19 protein-coding genes are annotated in these 18,788 nt (G+C 63.3%); 8 read left to right on the top strand and 11 right to left on the bottom strand.

From position 1 onward, the window contains the following. Complete coding sequence (locus tag MKZ91_RS00095) at nucleotides 1-705, top strand: hypothetical protein (protein ID WP_336166772.1); 705 nt, start codon at nucleotides 1-3, stop codon at nucleotides 703-705. A 36-nt stretch (nucleotides 706-741) separates the two neighbouring features. Here the strand turns inward: MKZ91_RS00095 and MKZ91_RS00090 are convergent, their stop codons facing one another. Beyond that, nucleotides 742-1,203 (bottom strand): GNAT family N-acetyltransferase, encoded by a 462-nt coding sequence (locus tag MKZ91_RS00090; protein WP_336166770.1) that lies wholly within the window; start codon nucleotides 1,201-1,203, stop codon nucleotides 742-744. Between the two features lie 162 nt (nucleotides 1,204-1,365). On the opposite strand from MKZ91_RS00090, the gene MKZ91_RS00085 reads away from it, so the two are divergent. Continuing rightward, entirely contained in the window at nucleotides 1,366-2,580 is a 1,215-nt protein-coding gene (locus MKZ91_RS00085; protein ID WP_336166768.1) for an adenylate/guanylate cyclase domain-containing protein, read from the top strand. Nucleotides 2,581-2,671: 91 nt separating this feature from the next. Here MKZ91_RS00085 and MKZ91_RS00080 read toward each other — a convergent pair whose 3' ends face one another. Together MKZ91_RS00080 and MKZ91_RS00075 are read right to left on the bottom strand one after the other, a co-directional pair. Next, complete coding sequence (locus MKZ91_RS00080; protein WP_336166766.1) at nucleotides 2,672-3,307, bottom strand: cysteine hydrolase family protein; 636 nt, start codon at nucleotides 3,305-3,307, stop codon at nucleotides 2,672-2,674. 169 nt (nucleotides 3,308-3,476) lie between these two features. Beyond that, nucleotides 3,477-4,148 carry a phosphoribosyltransferase gene (locus MKZ91_RS00075; RefSeq protein ID WP_336166763.1) on the bottom strand — a complete coding sequence of 224 codons (672 nt, stop codon included), beginning with the start codon at nucleotides 4,146-4,148 and terminating at the stop codon, nucleotides 3,477-3,479. Between the two features lie 259 nt (nucleotides 4,149-4,407). Here MKZ91_RS00075 and MKZ91_RS00070 point away from each other — a divergent pair, with 259 nt between their 5' ends. Continuing rightward, nucleotides 4,408-5,652 carry a GGDEF domain-containing protein gene (locus tag MKZ91_RS00070; protein WP_336166762.1) on the top strand — a complete coding sequence of 415 codons (1,245 nt, stop codon included), beginning with the start codon at nucleotides 4,408-4,410 and terminating at the stop codon, nucleotides 5,650-5,652. Between the two features lie 199 nt (nucleotides 5,653-5,851). Continuing rightward, the gene (locus tag MKZ91_RS00065; RefSeq protein ID WP_336166760.1) at nucleotides 5,852-6,358 is read left to right on the top strand and encodes a CreA family protein; all 507 of its coding nucleotides are present in this window, start codon (nucleotides 5,852-5,854) and stop codon (nucleotides 6,356-6,358) included. Between the two features lie 289 nt (nucleotides 6,359-6,647). Here the strand turns inward: MKZ91_RS00065 and MKZ91_RS00060 are convergent, their stop codons facing one another. The 3 genes from MKZ91_RS00060 to MKZ91_RS00050 all read right to left on the bottom strand — a co-directional run bounded on the left by MKZ91_RS00060 (nucleotide 6,648) and on the right by MKZ91_RS00050 (nucleotide 9,793). Next, a complete protein-coding gene (locus MKZ91_RS00060; RefSeq protein ID WP_336166759.1) occupies nucleotides 6,648-6,947 on the bottom strand; it encodes a hypothetical protein in 300 nt (99 codons plus the stop codon). Between the two features lie 261 nt (nucleotides 6,948-7,208). Beyond that, a complete protein-coding gene (locus MKZ91_RS00055; RefSeq protein ID WP_336166758.1) occupies nucleotides 7,209-7,673 on the bottom strand; it encodes a chemotaxis protein CheW in 465 nt (154 codons plus the stop codon). A 2-nt stretch (nucleotides 7,674-7,675) separates the two neighbouring features. Beyond that, entirely contained in the window at nucleotides 7,676-9,793 is a 2,118-nt protein-coding gene (locus MKZ91_RS00050; protein ID WP_336166757.1) for a methyl-accepting chemotaxis protein, read from the bottom strand. Between the two features lie 367 nt (nucleotides 9,794-10,160). On the opposite strand from MKZ91_RS00050, the gene MKZ91_RS00045 reads away from it, so the two are divergent. From MKZ91_RS00045 to MKZ91_RS00030, 4 genes are all read left to right on the top strand, one after another. Beyond that, nucleotides 10,161-10,319 (top strand): hypothetical protein, encoded by a 159-nt coding sequence (locus MKZ91_RS00045; RefSeq protein WP_336166756.1) that lies wholly within the window; start codon nucleotides 10,161-10,163, stop codon nucleotides 10,317-10,319. 282 nt (nucleotides 10,320-10,601) lie between these two features. Further along, a complete protein-coding gene (locus tag MKZ91_RS00040) occupies nucleotides 10,602-11,201 on the top strand; it encodes an SCO family protein (protein WP_336166754.1) in 600 nt (199 codons plus the stop codon). A gap of 175 nt (nucleotides 11,202-11,376) precedes the next feature. Then, complete coding sequence (locus MKZ91_RS00035; protein ID WP_336166752.1) at nucleotides 11,377-12,252, top strand: 50S ribosomal protein L11 methyltransferase; 876 nt, start codon at nucleotides 11,377-11,379, stop codon at nucleotides 12,250-12,252. Between the two features lie 785 nt (nucleotides 12,253-13,037). Beyond that, the gene (locus tag MKZ91_RS00030) at nucleotides 13,038-14,873 is read left to right on the top strand and encodes an aminopeptidase P family protein (RefSeq protein ID WP_336166751.1); all 1,836 of its coding nucleotides are present in this window, start codon (nucleotides 13,038-13,040) and stop codon (nucleotides 14,871-14,873) included. A gap of 121 nt (nucleotides 14,874-14,994) precedes the next feature. On the opposite strand, the gene MKZ91_RS00025 is transcribed toward MKZ91_RS00030, so the two are convergent. The 5 genes from MKZ91_RS00025 to panC form a co-directional block, all read right to left on the bottom strand. Beyond that, nucleotides 14,995-15,234 carry a hypothetical protein gene (locus tag MKZ91_RS00025; RefSeq protein WP_336166750.1) on the bottom strand — a complete coding sequence of 80 codons (240 nt, stop codon included), beginning with the start codon at nucleotides 15,232-15,234 and terminating at the stop codon, nucleotides 14,995-14,997. A gap of 180 nt (nucleotides 15,235-15,414) precedes the next feature. Beyond that, the gene (locus MKZ91_RS00020) at nucleotides 15,415-15,729 is read right to left on the bottom strand and encodes an AzlD family protein (protein WP_336166748.1); all 315 of its coding nucleotides are present in this window, start codon (nucleotides 15,727-15,729) and stop codon (nucleotides 15,415-15,417) included. A 2-nt stretch (nucleotides 15,730-15,731) separates the two neighbouring features. Beyond that, nucleotides 15,732-16,448: an AzlC family ABC transporter permease gene (locus MKZ91_RS00015; RefSeq protein WP_336166746.1), complete on the bottom strand. Its 717-nt coding sequence runs from the start codon at nucleotides 16,446-16,448 to the stop codon at nucleotides 15,732-15,734. Nucleotides 16,449-16,655: 207 nt separating this feature from the next. Beyond that, nucleotides 16,656-17,477 carry a 3-methyl-2-oxobutanoate hydroxymethyltransferase gene (gene panB / locus MKZ91_RS00010; protein ID WP_336166745.1) on the bottom strand — a complete coding sequence of 274 codons (822 nt, stop codon included), beginning with the start codon at nucleotides 17,475-17,477 and terminating at the stop codon, nucleotides 16,656-16,658. A gap of 1 nt (nucleotide 17,478) precedes the next feature. After that, the gene (panC, locus tag MKZ91_RS00005; RefSeq protein WP_336166743.1) at nucleotides 17,479-18,354 is read right to left on the bottom strand and encodes a pantoate--beta-alanine ligase; all 876 of its coding nucleotides are present in this window, start codon (nucleotides 18,352-18,354) and stop codon (nucleotides 17,479-17,481) included. Nucleotides 18,355-18,788: the final 434 nt, after the last annotated feature.

Genomic DNA, 18,788 nt, shown 5'->3' with positions numbered 1-18,788 from the left:
ATGTTCTCTCAGGACGATCTCGTCAAGAAATATGTCCTTGGTGCGTGGTTCCTGAAAATTCGGCTGATCAGTTGCCGTAGGCAGCTGTGGGCGAGCGAGACCTCACTTATCCATCTCGAGAACGCCGCTCTTCAGCTTCGAAAAGTCTGCGAGATGATCTCGTACTTGTGCATTGCGGCTGCTGCTATCGAAGAGAAGGACTTTTCGATTCCGCGACAGGGCTTCAAAGTTGGCGCTACCTTCAAACATCTGAAGCGCACGAACAAACTTGTGTTTCCGCAATTTGCCAGTCTCACGCCAAACGAAGACGCTGGCTGCAAAACAGACTGGCATTTAGACGTAGCGCCGCATAATGCCGACGACGTGGAAAGAGTCGAACTAATCCATGAGCTTACTCACCGCGTGCTTCATGAATTCTCACCTTTCCGTCCCTTTCCCGTCCCCGCAGACGCGCCAGCTTCCATTCGAGCTGATCTGAACGCTCTACGAAGTGATCATCAGTGGCTGTGGAACAGGTTTTGGCAACACGCTGTTACTATTAAGGATACAATCTTCTTTGTTAGCCTCGGAGATCCATCGGACAGCAGCGGCCCGCATGTGATGAAGCATGTCTCGTTACTTCCTGGAAACGTCGAAATCGCATTCGATCCAGAGTATTTGGCCGATTTCACCGGTCCGGTAGATTGGGCTCAGTTCGACAATTAGGCGTTTTTGCGACTTGACGAATTTTGCCAATCCAGCTCAAACCACCTTCCGATACACCAGAAACCCCGACTTTTCCGCCACCTTGTCGTAGAGCGTCATCGCCGTCTCGTTGGTCTCGTGCGTCATCCAGTAGACACGCGGTGCACCGACGGCGCGTGCCGCCTCGTAGACGCCCGCGATCAGCGCCCGCCCGACACCCTTGCCGCGCGCTTGCGCATTGGTGAAGAGGTCCTGCAGGTAGCAGTTCGGCTGGATCATCGTCGTGCTGCGGTGGAAGAGATAGTGGGTCAGCCCGATCAACTGCCCCTCGCTTTCCGCCACCAGCGCATGCACAGGCTCGTAGGCATCGAAGAAGCGCGACCAGGTCATGGCGGTGATTGCGGGATCGAGTGCGGTTGCGCCCGAGCGTCCGTAAAAGGCGTTGTAACCATCCCAGAGCGGCAGCCATTGCTCATAGTCGGTCCTGGCAAGCGGGCGAATGTTAAGGGCGTCGGTCATGTTGGCTCCTGCTCGATGGCGGCCGATTTGGCTTTGCCGGCAGCATCCCGGATAAAAGCGCAAAGCGCATCTTTGAGACTGACTTTTCCCCTACAAATTGAGAATATTACACGCTTCTGAAATGACCGTTGGGATGTTCAACGACCGAGGGCGGGCGATGAGATGTCTTGGACAAGCACGACACGCTGGCTGGCGGAACTGGGCCTGACGCAGACAAATGAGGCTGATCGCCAGGGAATACTGGTGGCAAACCTGGCGGCAGCGGTCATTGCCGTTTCCTCGGTCGCCTTCGCCGTCATCTATGCGCTGCACCAGCAGCCGAGCCTGCGGATTCTGGTGGTCTGCAATGTCCTTTTGGCGGCAGCCGCGATGATGACGCCGCTCTTGCACCGGTTCGGCAAGATTACCTCGGCGCTTTGGGAATTTACCATCTGCGCCGTGGCGCTCTCGATCGTCAGCGTGCAGATCGGCGGGAATTCGGGCGCCCTGTTCAACCTGCTCGGCGTCACGCCCGTTGCCTTCGCCATTCTGGGCCTTCAGCACTGGAAGCTGGTCGCCAGCCTCGGCCTCCTCTCCGCCATCATCATTGTCGTCGGCGTTGCCGTCTTTCCCGACCCGCGGCCCGGCGTCTATCACGACGAAAGCTTCCTGCTGCTGATCACCACCTCCACCATCTTCACCGTCACGCTTTTGATGTTCGCCACCATGCACTACGCCCTGTCGCTGGCGCGCGAGGCCCAGATGCGGCTGAGCAACCTCATGCTGTCGATCATGCCGGCGGAAATCGTCGAGAAGCTGCACAGCGACGACCATGCCGCGACCGTGAAGAAATTCGACATGGCGACCGTGCTGCTCATCGATATCATCCAGTTCGTGAGGCTCTCCAACGAGATCGGCCCGGAGCGGACGGTAGCGCTGCTGGATGAATTCTTCTCGGCCCTTGATGCGGCCTCGGCCCGCTTCGGCGTCGAGAAGATCAAGACCATCGGCGATGCCTACCTGGCGGCCGCAGGCGTGCCGAGCGCCCATCCCAATGGCGTCGAAGCCGCTGCCGCCTTCGGTTTCACCGCCTTCGACATCGCCGATCATGTCGGGAGAACACATGGCGTCGCCCTTGGCCTCAGGATCGGCATGGCCTCAGGCGCGGTGACGGCCGGCGTGCTCGGCCGCACCCGCTATGCCTATGACATCTGGGGCGCGCCCGTGAACCTTGCAGCGCGGCTCGAAGCGATCGGTGAGGCCGGATGCATCGTCACGACCCGCGAGGTCAAGACGGCACTCGAGGGCAAGTTCGCCTTCGAGGAAGGCGAACTTGCCGATATCAAGGGCTTTGGCAACACCGAGACCTGGCGGATGGTCCAGCGCCGCGAGCGATAGAGGGGCGCACGGCGCGCAAGCGACCGCGTCCGGCCCACGGTGCAGTTGCGCCGGGTCGCCGGGCCCTGCGCGTCCACCAGCGCGGGATCTCTCAGCCTCTGGCCATCGCTGCCGTGATCGCGTGAACGTCGGTCATGACCGCATCACCCATGAAGACGATATTTTCCATCGCGCGCTCGCCGGCCTCGTGGTGCCCTGCCCCGCAAGCATCGCGCACGACGACGGGCACGAGGCCGAGGTCGGTCGCATGCCGCACCGTCGGGTCGATGCCGATCTCGGTGGCGATGCCGCAGATGGCAAAGGAGGTGAGCCCGAGATCGCGCAGGATCATCGCGAGCGGCGTGCCCTCGAAGGCGGAAAACGTGATCTTGTCGAGGATCGCCTCATCCGCGCGTGGTGCAAGCTCCGGCACCAGTTCGAAGCCCGGCGTTCCGCGCAGGAACCAGGGGTGCACCGCATCCGGATCGTCGGTACGCTGCCAGGCCATCGCCTGGCGCATCTGGAAGGCGCCCATCAGCGGCTTCGGCATCGACAGGTGCCTGAGGAAGATCACCGGGAAGCCGCCTTTTCGCGCCGCCTCCAGCACCTTCAGCACTTCAGAAAGGATCGCCGGGCCGTTCTTGACCTGGTTGGTGATGCCCACCTGCATGTCATAGACAATGAGTGCCATCCGGTCCGGGCGGCAGAAGTCTTCAAGCGTCTTTCCGATTTCCAGTTTCAGAGCCATTGCCTCTCCTCCGGTCGCCTCCTCCGGCAACCGCTCCCGCAACATCGCGCGCCGGGAATGTGGCGCGCGATGTTGACGGTTTCAACAAGGCACGGCCCCTTCGCACAACTATTCGGGGATGAGCTGCCGGACACAACAACTTTCCGGCCGATGTCGGCGCCACAATCGCTCAAGGGGGACTATTGCGCTGCCATGCCTTCTCCATCAGCGCGATCACCTCCTCGTCGCTCGTCTGCTCGAAGTCGCGGTAGTGCAGCCCGACGGCACGGAAGTTGAAGGGGGTCGCAAGACAGATGATGCGGTCGACGGCGCCGCGGAGTTCCGCAAGCTCGCTTTTCGGCGCCACCGGAACTGCTAGCAGCAGACGGCGGGCGCCCATGCGGCTGAGCGCCTTGATCGCCGCACGAACGGTTCCGCCCGTGGCAATGCCGTCGTCGACGAGGATGACGTCGCGATCCCTAGGCGACGTCCAGGCGCGATCGCCGAAATAGAGGGCCCGGCGACGCAGGATCTCGGCGTGCTGGCGTTCGGTCTCGGCCTTGACGTAGCCCTCGGGCGGCCGCACCAGCCGGACCGCCTGCGGGTTCAGCACCAGTTCCGGTTCCTCGCCATCGACCAGTGCGCCAAGTCCGAACTCCTTTTGTCCGGGCGCCCCGATCTTGCGCACGATCAGGATCTCGAGCGGCGCGCCAATATGCATCGCGATCTCGTAGCCAACCGGCACGCCACCGCGCGGCAGCGCCATGACGAGAGGATCCGTGAGGTCCTCACTTTCGATCGCTCTGGCGAGCTGACGCCCGGCATCCGCCCGATCCTCGAAAAGCCATGTTCCCGTAAACACCTCGTTCCTCCCGCTCGCGCTGCCGGCCCAGTTTCAGGGCGATCCGTGCAGAAATATGGCTCGGCCCTCAATGACCGCAGCCGGCGCCTAGCGGTTGCCCCTGCGGCGCTGTGAACAACCGTGCCAATCTGGCCAATCGCTAAAATTGCAGCCGATTTCGCCGACTTTCGTTAAGGCGCCGTCGCTACCAATTGCGCTTGCATATCTGGCTGTGACGCAAGCCGCCTTTGTTGACTTTAGCACGACAGGCCGTTTCGAAATGAGCTTTCTCCCTGCCATATCGATCATTGCCCTCCTGGCGATGCTGCCGGTGCTGATTTCGCTGCGCGCCTCGATGGTTGAGGGGGGCACGGAATTTGCCGTCGCCTGCGCCATCGCCGGCGTGGCCATGCTGTTTCTGATGCTCTCCGAACTGCCGGCGCTTCGGCCGCTTTCACTGATCGGCATCGCCTTCCTCGCCGGTGCCTGCCTGTTCGTGCTTTCAGGCTTTCGCCGCGCGCTCGGCGTCGTGGAGCCCCTGTCGACCCCTCTCGTCACGTCCGCTTGCCTTGTTGCCGTCGTGCTGACGGTCGCGGTCCTCGGCGCCAACAGCACCACCTTGCATGCGCTATCGGCCGTCGGCATTACAGCCGCCTTCGTCCTGATCATCGCCGTCTGTTCCCAGCACCGCCGACAGCTGCCCGGCCCTGTCGAACGCCTTTGCACCATTGCCTGCGTGGCGCTCGGCTGTTCGGCACTGATCGCCGTTACCGCGCTGTCGTCCGTGACGCACGTATCCGCGTCCGCGCCGCTGGCGCCGGTCGCCTGGGATTTCGCCTGCGCGGCCATGGACTACTTTTATTTGCCGGCGCTGTTTCTCGGCGTGATCCTGATGATCCAGAACCGGGTCATCACCGATCTCAAGAGTGCGATCGCCCGCGACGAGCTGACCGGCGTATTGTCGCGTCGCGCCTTGCTCGATCTTGGCCAGCGCGCGCTCACCAACAGCCAGGCGCGGCGACAACCGGTCGCCTTCCTGCTGCTCGATCTCGATTATTTCAAGCAGATCAACGACCGCTATGGCCACGCGGTCGGCGATGCGGCCCTTGGTCATTTTGCCGGCACCGTCAGCGCCTGTCTTGCCGGGCGCGGCACGCTCGGGCGCATCGGCGGTGAAGAATTCGGGATCGTCCTTTCCAATCACAATGAAGACGCCGCCTTTGCGCTCGCCGAAGAGATCGGCCGCACGGTCCGCGACACGCCGATCGGTCGCTTCGATCGCCCGATCCGGTTGACGGTCAGCATCGGCCTTGCCGAAGCCGCACCCGGCGACACGATCAGCGACGTGATGATCCGCGCCGACATGGCACTTTACGATGCCAAGGCCGACGGGCGCGACCGCTGCACGATTGCCGGCCGCTTCCAGCCGGACGCCAGTTCCCGGGCGCTTGCCGGTGCGGCCGCGCAACTGCGCGCCGCCGACAGTCGCACCGCAGAGCCACGCCTGCTGCGCGGCACCGGCTAGACCGTCGACACGACCGCATCCCTCGCAACAGTCGCCTTCTAACAGTCGCCTTGTAAAGCGGTTCGCCGAACCTATGTGAACGGGACTGTCGCCCTGTGCGTTCCTTCAGCCAGACCCGACGGAAGGGTAACGCTCACCATCTTACGAGGCGACAGCGAGCTCGCGCCAGACGGCGCACAACGCCCGCAGGAGGATATACATGCTGCCTTCGTTTCGTGCCTTCGTCCTTGCCGGTTTCGCAGGGTTTGCCGCCCTCACGGTTGCCACCCTGCCGGCCCGCGCCGATACCGTCGGTGAAGTCGGGGTCGATTGGCTCGGCAACGACATCATGATCGACGCCGTCAGCGACCCGAAGGTCAAGGGCGTCACCTGCCACGTCACCTATTTCGACCGCAGCGTCATCGACCGGCTGAAGAACGGCAACTGGTTTGAGGATCCGTCGAACAATTCGATCGCCTGCCGCCAGACCGGGCCGATCGAAATCGGCGATATCGAGCTTTCCAAGGAAGGCGAGGAAGTCTTTCGCGCCGGGCTGTCGCTTGTCTGGAAGAACCTTTTGGTCACGCGCATCTATGACCGCAAGAACGATACCCTGATCTATCTCGCGCATTCGCGCGAACTGACCGACGGATCGGCCAAGATGTCGATTGCCACCGTCCCGCTCTACGGACAGTCGATCGTATGGCAGAACGGAAAGCCGCAATAAGGCGGCCGCAGATCTGCTTTGCTGAACGAATGTGCTGGACGATCGGGCCGAACGGTCGGGCGAACCGCTGGCCGCACCACTGGCTTGAAGCGCCCGCCCTTCTGCGGGCGCTTCGCAAACCTGACCTGAGCGAAACGGGGGACTGCCGTCAGTCCCACGCTGCACGCCGCTCGAAATCACCCTCGCCTGCTGCAGGTGTCCATTGATCGTCGCCGATCAAGGGACAAATACATGCAGAAACTCAATGTGCCAAAGCGTCCTTCATGCGTTCAAATGAACGCTCAGCGCTCTAGTAGGAACTCGGCGGGACAATGCCCTGGTAGTAGTCGCCGTCACCGCCCTGGTAACCACCGTAGGGCTGGCGATCGCGATAGACCGGGGTCGGCGTCACGGTTCTGTTGATGCTGCCCGTCGACATCGTGTCAACCGGCGCTGTGGAATTGCGCATCATCGGCATTGCCCGGTGGTTCTGCGTTCCGGGAGGATTGTTGGGATCGATGCCCTGATAGTAGCTGTCGGCCAGAGCCGGCCCAGCCATCAGCATCGTTACGGAGAGCGTGGCGATGAGTTTCCTTACAGAGATTGTCATAGGTTCAACTCCTGTTGTTGGGACCAGGCACACGGCCTCCGTTCGGGCGCCCGGCAACAACGCTAAATTAGTACAAGTATTCCCACTGACCACATGACGTTTTGTCACAATGGCATCGCCCAAGCGTGAAATTCATTGCGGAAGTTTAACTTGACCCCCGGGTTCCACTACCTGGGCGAATGACGGTAGTTGTGTGCCAAAACGCAAAGACGCCCCGGCACGCTAACCGGGGCGTCTTTGAAATCGCTGTCCTGATCGGGATCAGGCGGCGTGGGCCAGCTCGTCGGCGATGACCGTGTCGAGGTTGAGGAAGCACACCATGGTCTTCTCCAGCGCGACGATGCCGCGGCAGAAGGCGCGTTGCGCTTCCGGAATGATCTCCGGCGCCGGCTGCAGCGCTTCGCTCTTGATCGTCATCATGTCGGAAACCTGTTCGACCAGCAGGCCAACCAGCTTGCCGGCGATGTCGGTGACGATGATCGCCGAGCGCTCGGACGGCTCGGTCATCTTCATGCCGAGGCGGGCGGCCATGTCGATGACCGGGATCACCGCACCGCGCAGGTTGATGAGGCCAAGCACGTAAGGAGGCGTGTGCGGCATCGGGGTGACCGGCGCCCAGCCGCGAATTTCGCGGATCGCCATGATGTCGATGCAGAATTCCTGGTCGCCCAAGTGGAACGACACGATTTCGAGATAGGCACCGGACTGCTTGATTGCGTTGCTCATGATCAGAATTCTTCCCAGTTCTCACCGGAGGCCGTCGTCGACGGCACGGAGCCCGGTTTGTTGCCGAATGCGCCCGCAAGCTTGCCCATCAGGGCCTTGGCGGGAGATGGAGTAGGAAACGAGGCCATTTTGGCGGAGCCGATCTTGCGCAGCGGCACCGGCTCGCTGGTGCCGGTGGCAGCCGGGCGCTGACCGACGGCCGGGCGCTGGGCGCTCGTTGCCGACGAGGGTCTTGCCTGCATGGACGTGATGGGTTTTGCAACAGACGGCACCGGCGTGGGCGCCGACGTGTGCATCGCGCGCTGCATGCCGTGGCCTTCGCGGAACTGGCCGACAAGCCCGGTCAGGCGCTCGGCGTCCTGCGCCAGCGTGTGGCTGGAGGCGTTGGTCTGCTCGACCATGGCGGCGTTCTGCTGCGTCATCTGGTCAAGCTGGCCGACAGCGGTGCTGATTTCACCAAGCCCGGTCGATTGCTCGCGCGCCGCCATGACGATCGAGGTCATGTGTTCGTTGATACGGGCGACGTCGGCGCCGATGCGACCGAGCGCCTCCCCCGTCGCCTGGACCAGCTTGACGCCGCTGCCGACTTCGGTGCCGGAGCGGCTGACCAGCGCCTTGATGTCCTTGGCGGCACCGGCAGCGCGCTGCGCCAGCTCGCGCACTTCCTGCGCCACGACGGCAAAGCCCTTGCCGGCTTCGCCCGCCCGCGCCGCCTCGACACCGGCGTTCAGCGCCAGGAGGTTGGTCTGGAAAGCGATCTCGTCGATGACGTTGATGATCTTGCCGATTTCGTTGGAGGCGCCTTCGATCCGCGCCATGGCAGCGATCGCCTCGCCGACGATGCGGCCGGACTCTTCCGCATTGGTGCGGGTCTCGTCGACCATGCGGCTCGCCTCTTCGGCGCGCTGCGTCGCGGTACGCACCGTCACGGTGATTTCGTCGAGCGCGGCCGAAGTCTGCTCCAGTGAGGCGGCCTGCCGCTCGGTGCGGCGGGCGAGATCGTCTGCGGCCGAGCGCATCTGGCGGCCGTTCGATTCGATCGAAAGGGCGTTCTCTTTGACGCTCGAAAGCACCACGCGCAGCCGCTCGACCGTCTGGTTGAAGTTCTGCCGGAGCTGATCGAGATTGCCGTCGAACGGCCGGTCGATCGCCACCGCAAGGTCGCCGTCGGCAAGCTGGGTCAGGGCGCGGCCGAGGCTGTCGGTCGCCGCCTGGATGCGGCGCACCACCTCCTCGCGCTCGCTCTGCTGCTGTTCCCGTTCCTTCTCGATCTCGCGGCGGCTGTGGGCAGCACTCTGCTCGAGCGATTGCTTTTCGATCGCCGCCAGGCGGAAGAGGTCGACGGAGCGCGCCATCGCGCCGATTTCGTCGCCGCGGTCGAGCGCTTCGATCTTGGTCGTCAGGTCGCCGTTCTGGATCCGCTGCATGCCGTTGCGCAGATTGAGGATCCCGGCGCGAAGCGTGCTGCCGTGGAACCAGAGAAGATAGAGCAGCGTCGCCATGGCGAGCAGTCCGGCCGCCACCTGAAGCTGAAAGGCATGGTCGGACACGGCGCGCGCCTCGGCAACGCGCGTCTGCACCAACCCGGTTGCTGCTTCAGAAAGTGTCGTCAGCGCCGTTGCCACCCGTTCGCCGGCGCCATCGATCGCGTCGTCGATCTTGCCGAAGTCGTCGGCCGAAGCCTTGCCCTCGATCAGCGTCTTCAGGTCCGTGCCGATCGCCTGACGCAGTTCGGCGACATCGGCGTCAAAGGTAAAGAGCGCGTCGCTGCGGCCAAGCAGGGTCGCGAGCACCTTGATGTCGGCCGATTTCGTTTCGAGCAGCTTCAGGAGCTGCGCGATGCTGGCCGCGCGTGCCGGCTGGATCGCCCCCTCGTCGCGGTCGATGATGCTGTCCATCGCGTTGAGCACGAGATTGGTGGTCGCCAACCGCACCTCGTCGACGCTCGTCAGGCCATTCTGCGCCGCGATCGCCCCTTGCAGGGCGTTGCTGGCCTCAATGCCCTGATACCAGCCGACCCCGAGCACGGAGCCGAAACCGACGAAAGCGGCACCGGCAAGCGTCGCCAGCCGTTGGCTCACGGAAAGATTGCGCTTCAGGGGGGTAGATGTGGCAGTCATAGGGAGTCCATGGTCACGGATCCGCCTGAAGCGGGATCCTCCTACGATCGATGCGGAAAGCCGGGGCCGGTCGAACCGGATGACCTCATGTCATGTCGAGGTGCGAACACTCTCCCCGCGTGGAAAAACACTGGCAAACAGACCTTAAGCATTCGCTAAGGCGGGCGCCTTATCCCCAGGGGACACGGTTATTTGCGTATTTTCGCATATGCGCTGCAAGCGCCGGTTTTCCCGGCATTTGCGGGCACAATCCATCAGAGCACCCGGGGTGCATTGCCAATTCATCCATCCTCCGACGGAAGCGCTCCCGCGGTCTCATCAAGAACGGGCCGCTTCCCCTCACCGGCCGACCTGCTATGATGGCGCCATGAATACCAAGACGCAGCGCTCGATCCGCCTCCCTCTTGTCGCGACCATCGCCGCCGCGATCGCCATTGTGCTGTTGCTTGCCTTCCGCGGCTGGATGGAGAACGGCGCCGAAATGTTCCTGGCGCTCGCCCAGTCCGGTCTTTCGTGGTGTTTCTGAAGCAACATTCGCCCACCCTTCACCACAACTGATTTGCCCGCCCGCTTTGGAAAAGTGGCCGCGATGAAACGGCATTGAGTTGGCCGCCGCGGCTCCGCGAGTCTCCTTCTCCCCGTCAAAACGGGGAGAAGGTGGCCGGCAGGCCGGATGAGGGGCAACCGGCGGCGACCACCTTCCCACAACCTGCGGCAATTGTCCCATTTGCGCGGTCTCCGTGAAGGCGGTATCAAGGCCCGATCAACCGGACACGGCCGTTGGGCCCCAACAAAATCGGTAACACGCATGAAAACCATCCGCATCGTCCTTTGGGCCGCCGTCGTCGTCATGGCCGGCATTCTGGGCTGGCTGACCTATGAGATGACGCAATCCAAGCAGCAGGCCGCCTCCGGTCCCTTCGGCGTGCCGTTCACGCTCGTCGCCCAGGACGGCAAGGAGATTACCGAGAAGGCCTTCACCGGCAAGCCGACCGCGCTGTTCTTCGGCTTTACCCATTGCCCGGAAGTCTGCCCGACGACGCTGTTCGAACTGAACGGCTGGCTGGAAAAGGTCGACCCGGAAGGCAACAAGCTGCAGGCCTATTTCATCACCGTCGATCCCGAGCGTGACACTCCGGAGATCCTCGGCCAGTACGTTTCCAACGTCTCCAAGCGCATCACCGGCATTTCCGGCCCGGCCGACAAGGTGATGGAGATGGTGAAGGGCTTCCGCGTCTACGCCAAGAAGGTGCCGGTCGATCCAGCCAAGCCCGATGGCGACTACACCATGGACCACAGCGCCTCGGTGTTCCTGCTCGATGCCGACGGCAAGTTCTCAGGCACGATCGCCTACGAGGAGAACCCGGAAACGGCAGTCCAGAAGCTGGAAAACCTCACCAAGGGCTGAGACGACCAGTTCCCCCCGCGAAAGATGCAGTTGCAAGCGCCGGCCCTGTCCGGCGCTTTGCTTTATGGAGCAATCGTGATAGCGCACAGCACACGATTGCCACCGCCCCACGCGCCGCCTCCATGGCACGGCGCGATGCGAGGTGGTCGGATGTGCCAGCCCGAAGGACAGAGCCTTGAGCGAGATCAGACTTTTCGTCACCACCACCGAGAAGCAGGCGGAAGCCGTGCTCGACCGCATGAGCGAGGTCTTCGGCGAAGAGGACTTTGCCATCGGCACGACGGAAGTCGACGAGAAGCGCGACGTCTGGGAAGCCTCGATCTACATGATGACGGTCGACGAGGAGAGCGTGAACGCGCGGCTGAGCGAAGCGCTGGCAGGCGATTTCTCCCATCTTCCGATCGAACGCGAAGTTCTGCCGGACATCGACTGGATCGCCAAGTCGCTCGAAGGCCTGGCGCCGGTGCGCGCCGGCCGCTTCGTCGTGCACGGCTCGCACGACCGTGACAAGGTCAAGACCGGCGAGATCGCCATCGAGATCGATGCCGGCCAGGCTTTCGGCACCGGTCATCACGGCACCACCGCCGGCTGCCTCGAGGTGCTCGCCTCGGTCGCCCGCACCCGCACCATTCGCAAGGTGCTCGACCTCGGCACCGGCAGCGGCGTCTTGGCGATCGCCGCCTGGAAGCTCATGCACGTGCCGGTGCTTGCCACCGACATCGACCCGATCGCTACCCGCGTCGCCCGGGATAACGCCCGGGTGAACGGCGTCGTCACCGGCATGACCTTTGCCACCGCGCCCGGCTTTCATTCGACAGCGTTTAGCACCAACGGTCCCTTCGACCTCATCATCGCCAACATCCTCGCCCGGCCTCTGATGAAGATGGCGCCGCAACTCGTCGCCAACCTCGCCCCCGGCGGCTCGGTGATCCTGTCAGGCATTCTCGCCGAACAGCGCTGGAAGGTGCTCGCCCATTACAACGGCCAGCACCTGCGCCACGTGCGCACCATCTGGCGCAACGGCTGGGTGACGATCCATCTGGAGAAGTGAGGCGCGGGCGCGGATGTTTGGGGCTGCCCCTCATCCGCCTGCCGGCACCTTCTCCCCCGCAAGTGGGGCGAAGGGACGCGCAGCATCCGTGCTGTCCACACATCAAGCTCCCATTCGTCATTGCCACCTCTAGGAGCGCTCCCGGCCGACAACCAACGTCAGCGCATGGCGGCCGCGGTCGGGCACGTCCCCTCGCCCCGCCTGCGGGGAGAGGGTTAGTCCTCGGGTTAAACCCGAGGAGAGGGGCGCTTTCCAGGCGCAGCGCGGGTACCGCCACCTTCACCAAGCAAAGCCGGAAAAAACGAAAAGGCCGCCACGTCCATCATGACGGGCGGCCTTTCGAAACAAAGGCGATGCCAATGGCATCGCCTGCTGGCTGGCTTGTGGCCAACCATGCCCGCGAGCCTGAGGAGGAGGAGCGCTCGAGCGGGCGTCTACCGTTCCGAAGCTGACCACCCTTGAGGGAGGAGGAGAACAGAATGATCAACTATTCTCGGAACTGCAGGCTTTTGAACCACCGGATGTTCGTCCGTGTTCGTTGAGCGGGCTTATAAACCATTATTCCGATAGAGAAAGGGACTTCTTAGCATGGGTGCCATGCACTGGGCGCATATGTATGATCAATGGGCAATTGCTCCTAAATGTGCGCACAACCTGAAGCGTTGCAAGAGCGGTGGGCGACGCGCCCCCGCAGGATATCGCCTCTTTCCCGCCACGGGCCATTTCCGCTAACATGGCGCCACATCTTTCCCGCGGTTTGCCGCTCACTCTACCGGAATTCCCCCATGTTTCAGTCTTTCGAAGTCACCTCCACGCCGCAATTTGGCAAGGAGCGCACCGAAGCCCTGCGCGCGTCCTTCGCAGCGCTTAGCATCGATGGCTTTCTCGTGCCGCGCGCCGACGAATTCCAGGGCGAATACGTGCCCGCCTCCTCCGAGCGGCTTTCCTGGCTGACGGGCTTTACCGGTTCGGCCGGTGTCGCGCTCATCACGCAACGTGAAGCGGTCGTTTTCGTCGACGGACGTTACGTCACGCAGCTGAAGGAACAGGTGGATGGTAGCGTCTTTACCGGCGGCGACCTCATCGGCGAGCCGCCGCATCTCTGGCTGGAAAATCATGGCTCCAAGGGCTTCAAGCTCGGCATCGATCCGTGGCTGCACTCAGGCGCGGAAGTGCGGCGGCTGGAAAAGGCGCTCGCCACCATCGGCGGCGCGCTCGTCTTCCTCGACCACAACCCGCTCGACAGGATCTGGGCGAACCGGCCGGCCGCCCCGCTCGGCAAGGTAACGATCCAGCCGATCGAGCATGCCGGCGAACTTGCCAAGGACAAGATCGCGACGATCGCCGCCGGCCTCGGCAAGGCGGGCGCTTCGGCCGTCGTCTTGACCGACCCCTCCTCCGTCGCCTGGACCTTCAACATCCGCGGGTCCGACGTGCCGCATACGCCGCATCCGCTCGCTCGCGCCATCATCCACGCCGACGGCCGCGCCGAGCTCTTCCTCGACAAGCGCAAGACCGGTATCGAGCAGGAAGCCTATCTCACCCAGATCGCCGACATCGTCGCGCCGTCGACCTTTGACGATCGTCTGCGCGCACTCGGTGCTGCCGGCGCCGCGGTCATGCTCGATCCGGATCTCGCATCCTTCGCCATTTCCGAGCTGATCCGCTCCAAGGGCGGCAAGGTTGTCGAAGCCGTCGATCCCGCCCGCCTGCCGCGCGCCCAGAAGAACAAGGCCGAAATCGAAGGCTCGACCCGCGCCCACCTGCAGGATGGCGCCGCCATGGTCGAGTTCCTCGCCTGGCTCGACCGCCAGCAGCCCGGCACCGTCACCGAGATCGCCGCGACGAACCAGCTTGAGGCCGCCCGCGCCACCGTCGGCGAGCGCATGCAGAACCCGCTGAAGGACATCTCCTTCGACACGATTTCGGGCGCCGGCGCCCATGCGGCGATCATGCACTACCGCGTGACCACGGCCACCGACCAGCCGATCGAAGCGGGCACCATGTTCCTGATCGATTCCGGCGCCCAATACATCAACGGCACCACCGACATCACCCGCACGGTCGCAATCGGCGCCGTGCCCGAAGAGCAGAAGCGCTTCTTCACCCTCGTCCTCAAGGGCATGATCGCGATCAGCCTCGCGCGCTTCCCCAAGGGTTCGCGCGGTGTCGATCTTGATCCGCTCGCCCGCATCGCGCTCTGGAAGGCAGGCGCCGACTATGCCCACGGCACCGGCCACGGCGTCGGCTCCTACCTCTCGGTGCATGAAGGCCCGCAGCGCATCGCAAGGCTTTCGACGCAGGAGCTGCTGCCCGGCATGATCCTCTCCAACGAGCCCGGCTACTACCGCCCGGGCGCCTTCGGCATCCGCATCGAGAACCTGATTGTGGTGCAGGCGGCAGAGATGGTTGCCGGTGGCGACCTGCCGATGCTCGGCTTCGACACGCTGACCTTCTGCCCGATCGACCGCCGCCTGGTGCTGCCGGCGCTTCTGACCGACGAGGAGCTCGGCTGGCTCAATGCCTACCACGCCGAGACGCGCGAAAAGCTCCTGCCGCTGCTGGCCAGCGACGACACCCGCAACTGGCTGAAGGCCGCAACGGAAGCGCTTTCACGCTGAGTCATGCTTTCTGCTGGGCTCCTGCTGTCGTGGGAGCCCAGACAAATAGGCGTCACGCAGCCGCTAGCGTGCTGCGCCCTCTCTTGCCAGACCTTGGCCTCCGGAAATGCCGGATTCTCGTTTAGATGCCCAGAAGCTTCTTCGCTTCGCCGAGTGTCGCCTCTGAACCGGCGTGGTCGCCAGCCTGGTGCTGCGCCTCACCCTTGGCGCGCAGTTCCTTGACCTTCGCCATGTCGGCATCGGACAAGGACGCGGTCTGCATGGCCGCGTCGATCGCGGTCATCATCGTCGGGCACTGATTGGCAAAGGCCGCGGCCGGCGCGAGCGCCAGCAACAGGACAATCGATAATCTGGTCAACATGATCGCTCCTCCACCGCCGGGAGGCTGCGCGTTGCAGCATCGCGCGCCCTATGGCGCGCGGCTTCGTCCTGCCTCACCGGCAACGAAGGGATGATAATCCAGGATGCATGCGCCGCCAATCGCAACCGGCAACGCAAGCCCTGCCCCGAAGACGTCGACGCAGCGTCGCTTGCGGATGACCTACATCAACACGTGCCGGATGAACATCACCACCGCCCAGCCGATGACGAGCATGCGCAGCGTCGAGAGGTTGAGGCCGAGCGCAATGGTGAAGGCGACGAACATGGCGATGGTCACGTCGAGCCCGCCATAGACGAAGGCGGGTGCGACCAGCGTCGTCAAAACCGCTGCAGGCACGGCGTTGAGCGCCGCCTCCAGCCGCGGCGGGATCTCCTTCATCTGGGTGATGAGGATGTAGCCGCCGACGCGCGTGAGAAAAGTCGCAACCGCCGCCGCGATGATCAGGTAGATGAGGTTGAGGTGTTGCGGATCCATGCTCACGCCTCCTTCTCGATGCCGGTGGGTGCGGGCGCCTGATTGCTCGGCGGCAGGCAGGCGGCAAGCACGATGCCGGCAAGCGCGCCGATGCTCACATGCCAGGGCGAACCGACGAAATGCATGCCGGCGACCGACGCAAGCCCCGAGACGGTGACGATCGGCAGGAACCGGTCACGCTTGCGGAAGCCCATGACCAGCCCCATGAAATAGACCGGCAGGAGCACGTCGAGGCCGATCGCCTTGGGATCGCCGATCAGCTGGCCGAAGATCGCACCGGCAAGCGTGTTGATGATCCAGGGAATGTAGATGATGAGCGCAAAGCCGAGATACCAGGAGAAGGTGATCGGCAGGCCGCGCTCGCCGCGCTTCTCGGTTTCGGCATATTGCGGATCGACCAAGAGGAAGAAAGCCAGGAACTTCTGCCCGGGGGTGAAGTGCCGGACATATTTGGCAATCGAGGCCGAATAGAGCACGTGACGGAAGTTGACCGCAAAGACCGAAAGCACCACCAGCCAGGGCTGGACGTGATTGCCGAAGAGCTCGATGCCGACCATCTGGCTGGCACCGGCATAGACGGTCGCGCTCATGAACACCGCATCGGCAATGGTAAAGCCGTTATCAACAGCAAGTGCCCCGAAGAGCGCGCCGAAGGGTGACGCTGCCAGCATGATGGGAAAGCCGCCGCGCACACCCTCCCAGAAATCGTCTTTTGTCATGGAAACCTCCGCCGGCCGCGGCATATGCGCGTTCAGCCGGTGCCGGACTGATAGGCGCTTGCGCCCCCGGCAACAATTCAATTGCGCTGATACAATGATTGAATTTTATGATGCCTCGGCGAACGAGGCTTGAACAAAAGGCGCACCGATCAAGAAACCGGTGCGTATTGCATCAAGATCCTGGAGGTCCCTGCGGACTGCCGCCGCTCACTTCTTGACCTGGAACGTGTGCTCGATGCCCGGGAAGCTACGCGCCTTCACCTCGGCGGCATAGTCCTCGGCGGCCTTCGAGATCGCCGGCGCAAGCTCGGCGAAGTGCTTGACGAAGCGCGGCTTGAAGTCGTTGAAGAGCCCGAGCATGTCGTCGGAGACGAGGATCTGGCCGTCGCAGGCAGGCGACGCGCCAATGCCGATCGTCGGCGACCTCAGTTCCGCGGTGATCTCGCGGGCAACCGGCTCGACCGTGCCCTCGATGACGATGGCAAAGGCGCCGGCATCGTCGATCGCCTTGGCGTCGCGGCGGATCTTTGCCACTTCCTTGTCGTTGCGGCCGACCGAGCGGTAGCCACCGGTCGTGTTGACGAGTTGCGGCATCAGCCCGACGTGACCCAGAACCGGGATACCGCGGCTGACGAGGAATTCGACCGTCTCGGCCATTTCCGCGCCGCCCTCGAGCTTCACCGCGCTGCAGCCGGTTTCCTTCAGGATCCGCGCGGCACTGCGAAACGCCTGCTCCTTCGATTCCTGATAGGAGCCGAAGGGCATGTCGATGACGACGCAGGCCTGCTGCGAGCCGCGCATGACCGCCTGACCGTGGGCAATCATCATCTCGAGCGTCACGCCGACCGTGGTGTCGAGACCGTAAAGCACCATGCCGACGGAATCGCCGACGAGCAGGAAATCCACATGCGGATCGAGCAGCCTTGCGATCGGCGTCGTATAGGCCGTGAGGCTGACGATCGGCCGCTCGCCTTTGAGCGCTTCTATGTTGGCGGGGCTGAGGCGGCGCTTCTGTGACTGCACGCTCATGTCAGGCAACCTTTGCAAAGGACGCGGATTTCGGGGCGATCACGCGGTTGTCGAGCAGCTTCGTCGTGCCGAAGCGGACGAAGAGCAGCAGCAGCACCGGCCGCTCGCCAATCGTTTCGATCGTTTCCAGTGTCTCGGGATCGCGCAAGGCGACGACCTCGGGCTTGGCCAGCGGCTCGCTTTCCAGAAACGCGGTGACGGCCTTTTCAAGCGCTGCCACGTCGCTGACGCCGGAAGCGACCAGCCGCGTGGCCTCCTCCAACGCCTTCGGCACGATCGCCGCGGCGCGACGCTCGTCGACCGTCAGGTAGACATTGCGCGACGAGCAGGCGAGCCCATCGGCCTCGCGCACCGTCGGCACGCCGATCACCGTCACCGGCTGGGCGAGGTCTTCCACCATGCGGCGGATGATCTGCAGCTGCTGGAAATCCTTCTCGCCGAAATAGGCGCGATCGGGCTGGACGATGTTGAAGAGCTTGGTGACGACAGTGGCAACGCCGGCGAAATGGCCGGGGCGAACCGAGCCTTCGAGCTCGCTGCCAAGCGTCGGCACGTCGACCACCGTTTCCATCGGCCGCGGATACATGTCGACAACGCCGGGGGCGAACAGATAGTCCACGTCCCCCGCTTCGAGCATCGCCTGGTCACGGGCGAGATCACGCGGATATTTGGAGAGGTCTTCGTTGGCGCCGAACTGCAGCGGGTTGACGAAGATGCTGGCGACGACGACGTCGTTTTCCTCACCTGCACGGCGCATCAGCTCCATGTGGCCGACATGCAGGTAGCCCATGGTCGGCACGAAACCGACCGTCTTGCCTGCCCGCCGATCTTCGGCAAGGGCTGAACGCAACTCGGCAATCGTGGTGAACGTCTTCATGTCCGGACCCTCCAATCCGCGCCGGCGCCCTGCCCTTTGAGCGATGCTGGCGCGATGCCCTCGAGGACAGCGACGACCTGCTCCGCGAAACGGCATTTGCACAAAATTCGGCTGCAATCCTCTATCTTGTGCAGCGCAAAAAAACAATCGGATTGATGACGGGTTGATGACACTGTGCGGTGCTTGACTTCCTTGAGCCGCCTGTCACGGTAATTGACCGACACGGCCACAACTCACACTGGAGACCATGATGAAAACCTCGCTGCGCCTGCTAGGCATCATGATCCCGACACTGGCTTTTGTCGGCGCCGCGGAAGCGAAGATCCCGCTCGTCAACGCCACCTGCCCCGGCAAGATCTAGGGTCAGGACTTCGGTAACGGGGCCGTCTGAGTCAAGTAAAGCAAGTCGACCGCAGTAGCGCAGTCATGCTGCC

It is taken from the genome of Ensifer sp. MJa1, from assembly GCF_037026475.1.
Taxonomy (GTDB): Bacteria; Pseudomonadota; Alphaproteobacteria; order Rhizobiales; family Rhizobiaceae; genus Ensifer.
This window is presented reverse-complemented; position numbering and strand designations above follow the sequence as displayed.

Bases quoted from the DNA above. Each gene is read 5' to 3' on its own strand.
- MKZ91_RS00015 (WP_336166746.1), bottom strand. From the start codon at position 16,448: ATGACAAAAGACGATTTCTGGGAGGGTGTGCGCGGCGGCTTTCCCATC.
- MKZ91_RS00040 (WP_336166754.1), top strand. From the start codon at position 10,602: ATGAAAACCATCCGCATCGTCCTTTGGGCCGCCGTCGTCGTCATGGCC.
- MKZ91_RS00070 (WP_336166762.1), top strand. From the start codon at position 4,408: ATGAGCTTTCTCCCTGCCATATCGATCATTGCCCTCCTGGCGATGCTG.
- MKZ91_RS00055 (WP_336166758.1), bottom strand. From the start codon at position 7,673: ATGAGCAACGCAATCAAGCAGTCCGGTGCCTATCTCGAAATCGTGTCG.
- panC (WP_336166743.1), bottom strand. From the start codon at position 18,354: ATGAAGACGTTCACCACGATTGCCGAGTTGCGTTCAGCCCTTGCCGAA.
- MKZ91_RS00045 (WP_336166756.1), top strand. From the start codon at position 10,161: ATGAATACCAAGACGCAGCGCTCGATCCGCCTCCCTCTTGTCGCGACC.
- MKZ91_RS00085 (WP_336166768.1), top strand. From the start codon at position 1,366: ATGTCTTGGACAAGCACGACACGCTGGCTGGCGGAACTGGGCCTGACG.
- MKZ91_RS00025 (WP_336166750.1), bottom strand. From the start codon at position 15,234: ATGTTGACCAGATTATCGATTGTCCTGTTGCTGGCGCTCGCGCCGGCC.
- MKZ91_RS00065 (WP_336166760.1), top strand. From the start codon at position 5,852: ATGCTGCCTTCGTTTCGTGCCTTCGTCCTTGCCGGTTTCGCAGGGTTT.
- MKZ91_RS00095 (WP_336166772.1), top strand. From the start codon at position 1: ATGTTCTCTCAGGACGATCTCGTCAAGAAATATGTCCTTGGTGCGTGG.
- MKZ91_RS00020 (WP_336166748.1), bottom strand. From the start codon at position 15,729: ATGGATCCGCAACACCTCAACCTCATCTACCTGATCATCGCGGCGGCG.
- MKZ91_RS00030 (WP_336166751.1), top strand. From the start codon at position 13,038: ATGTTTCAGTCTTTCGAAGTCACCTCCACGCCGCAATTTGGCAAGGAG.
- MKZ91_RS00050 (WP_336166757.1), bottom strand. From the start codon at position 9,793: ATGACTGCCACATCTACCCCCCTGAAGCGCAATCTTTCCGTGAGCCAA.
- panB (WP_336166745.1), bottom strand. From the start codon at position 17,477: ATGAGCGTGCAGTCACAGAAGCGCCGCCTCAGCCCCGCCAACATAGAA.
- MKZ91_RS00080 (WP_336166766.1), bottom strand. From the start codon at position 3,307: ATGGCTCTGAAACTGGAAATCGGAAAGACGCTTGAAGACTTCTGCCGC.
- MKZ91_RS00060 (WP_336166759.1), bottom strand. From the start codon at position 6,947: ATGACAATCTCTGTAAGGAAACTCATCGCCACGCTCTCCGTAACGATG.
- MKZ91_RS00090 (WP_336166770.1), bottom strand. From the start codon at position 1,203: ATGACCGACGCCCTTAACATTCGCCCGCTTGCCAGGACCGACTATGAG.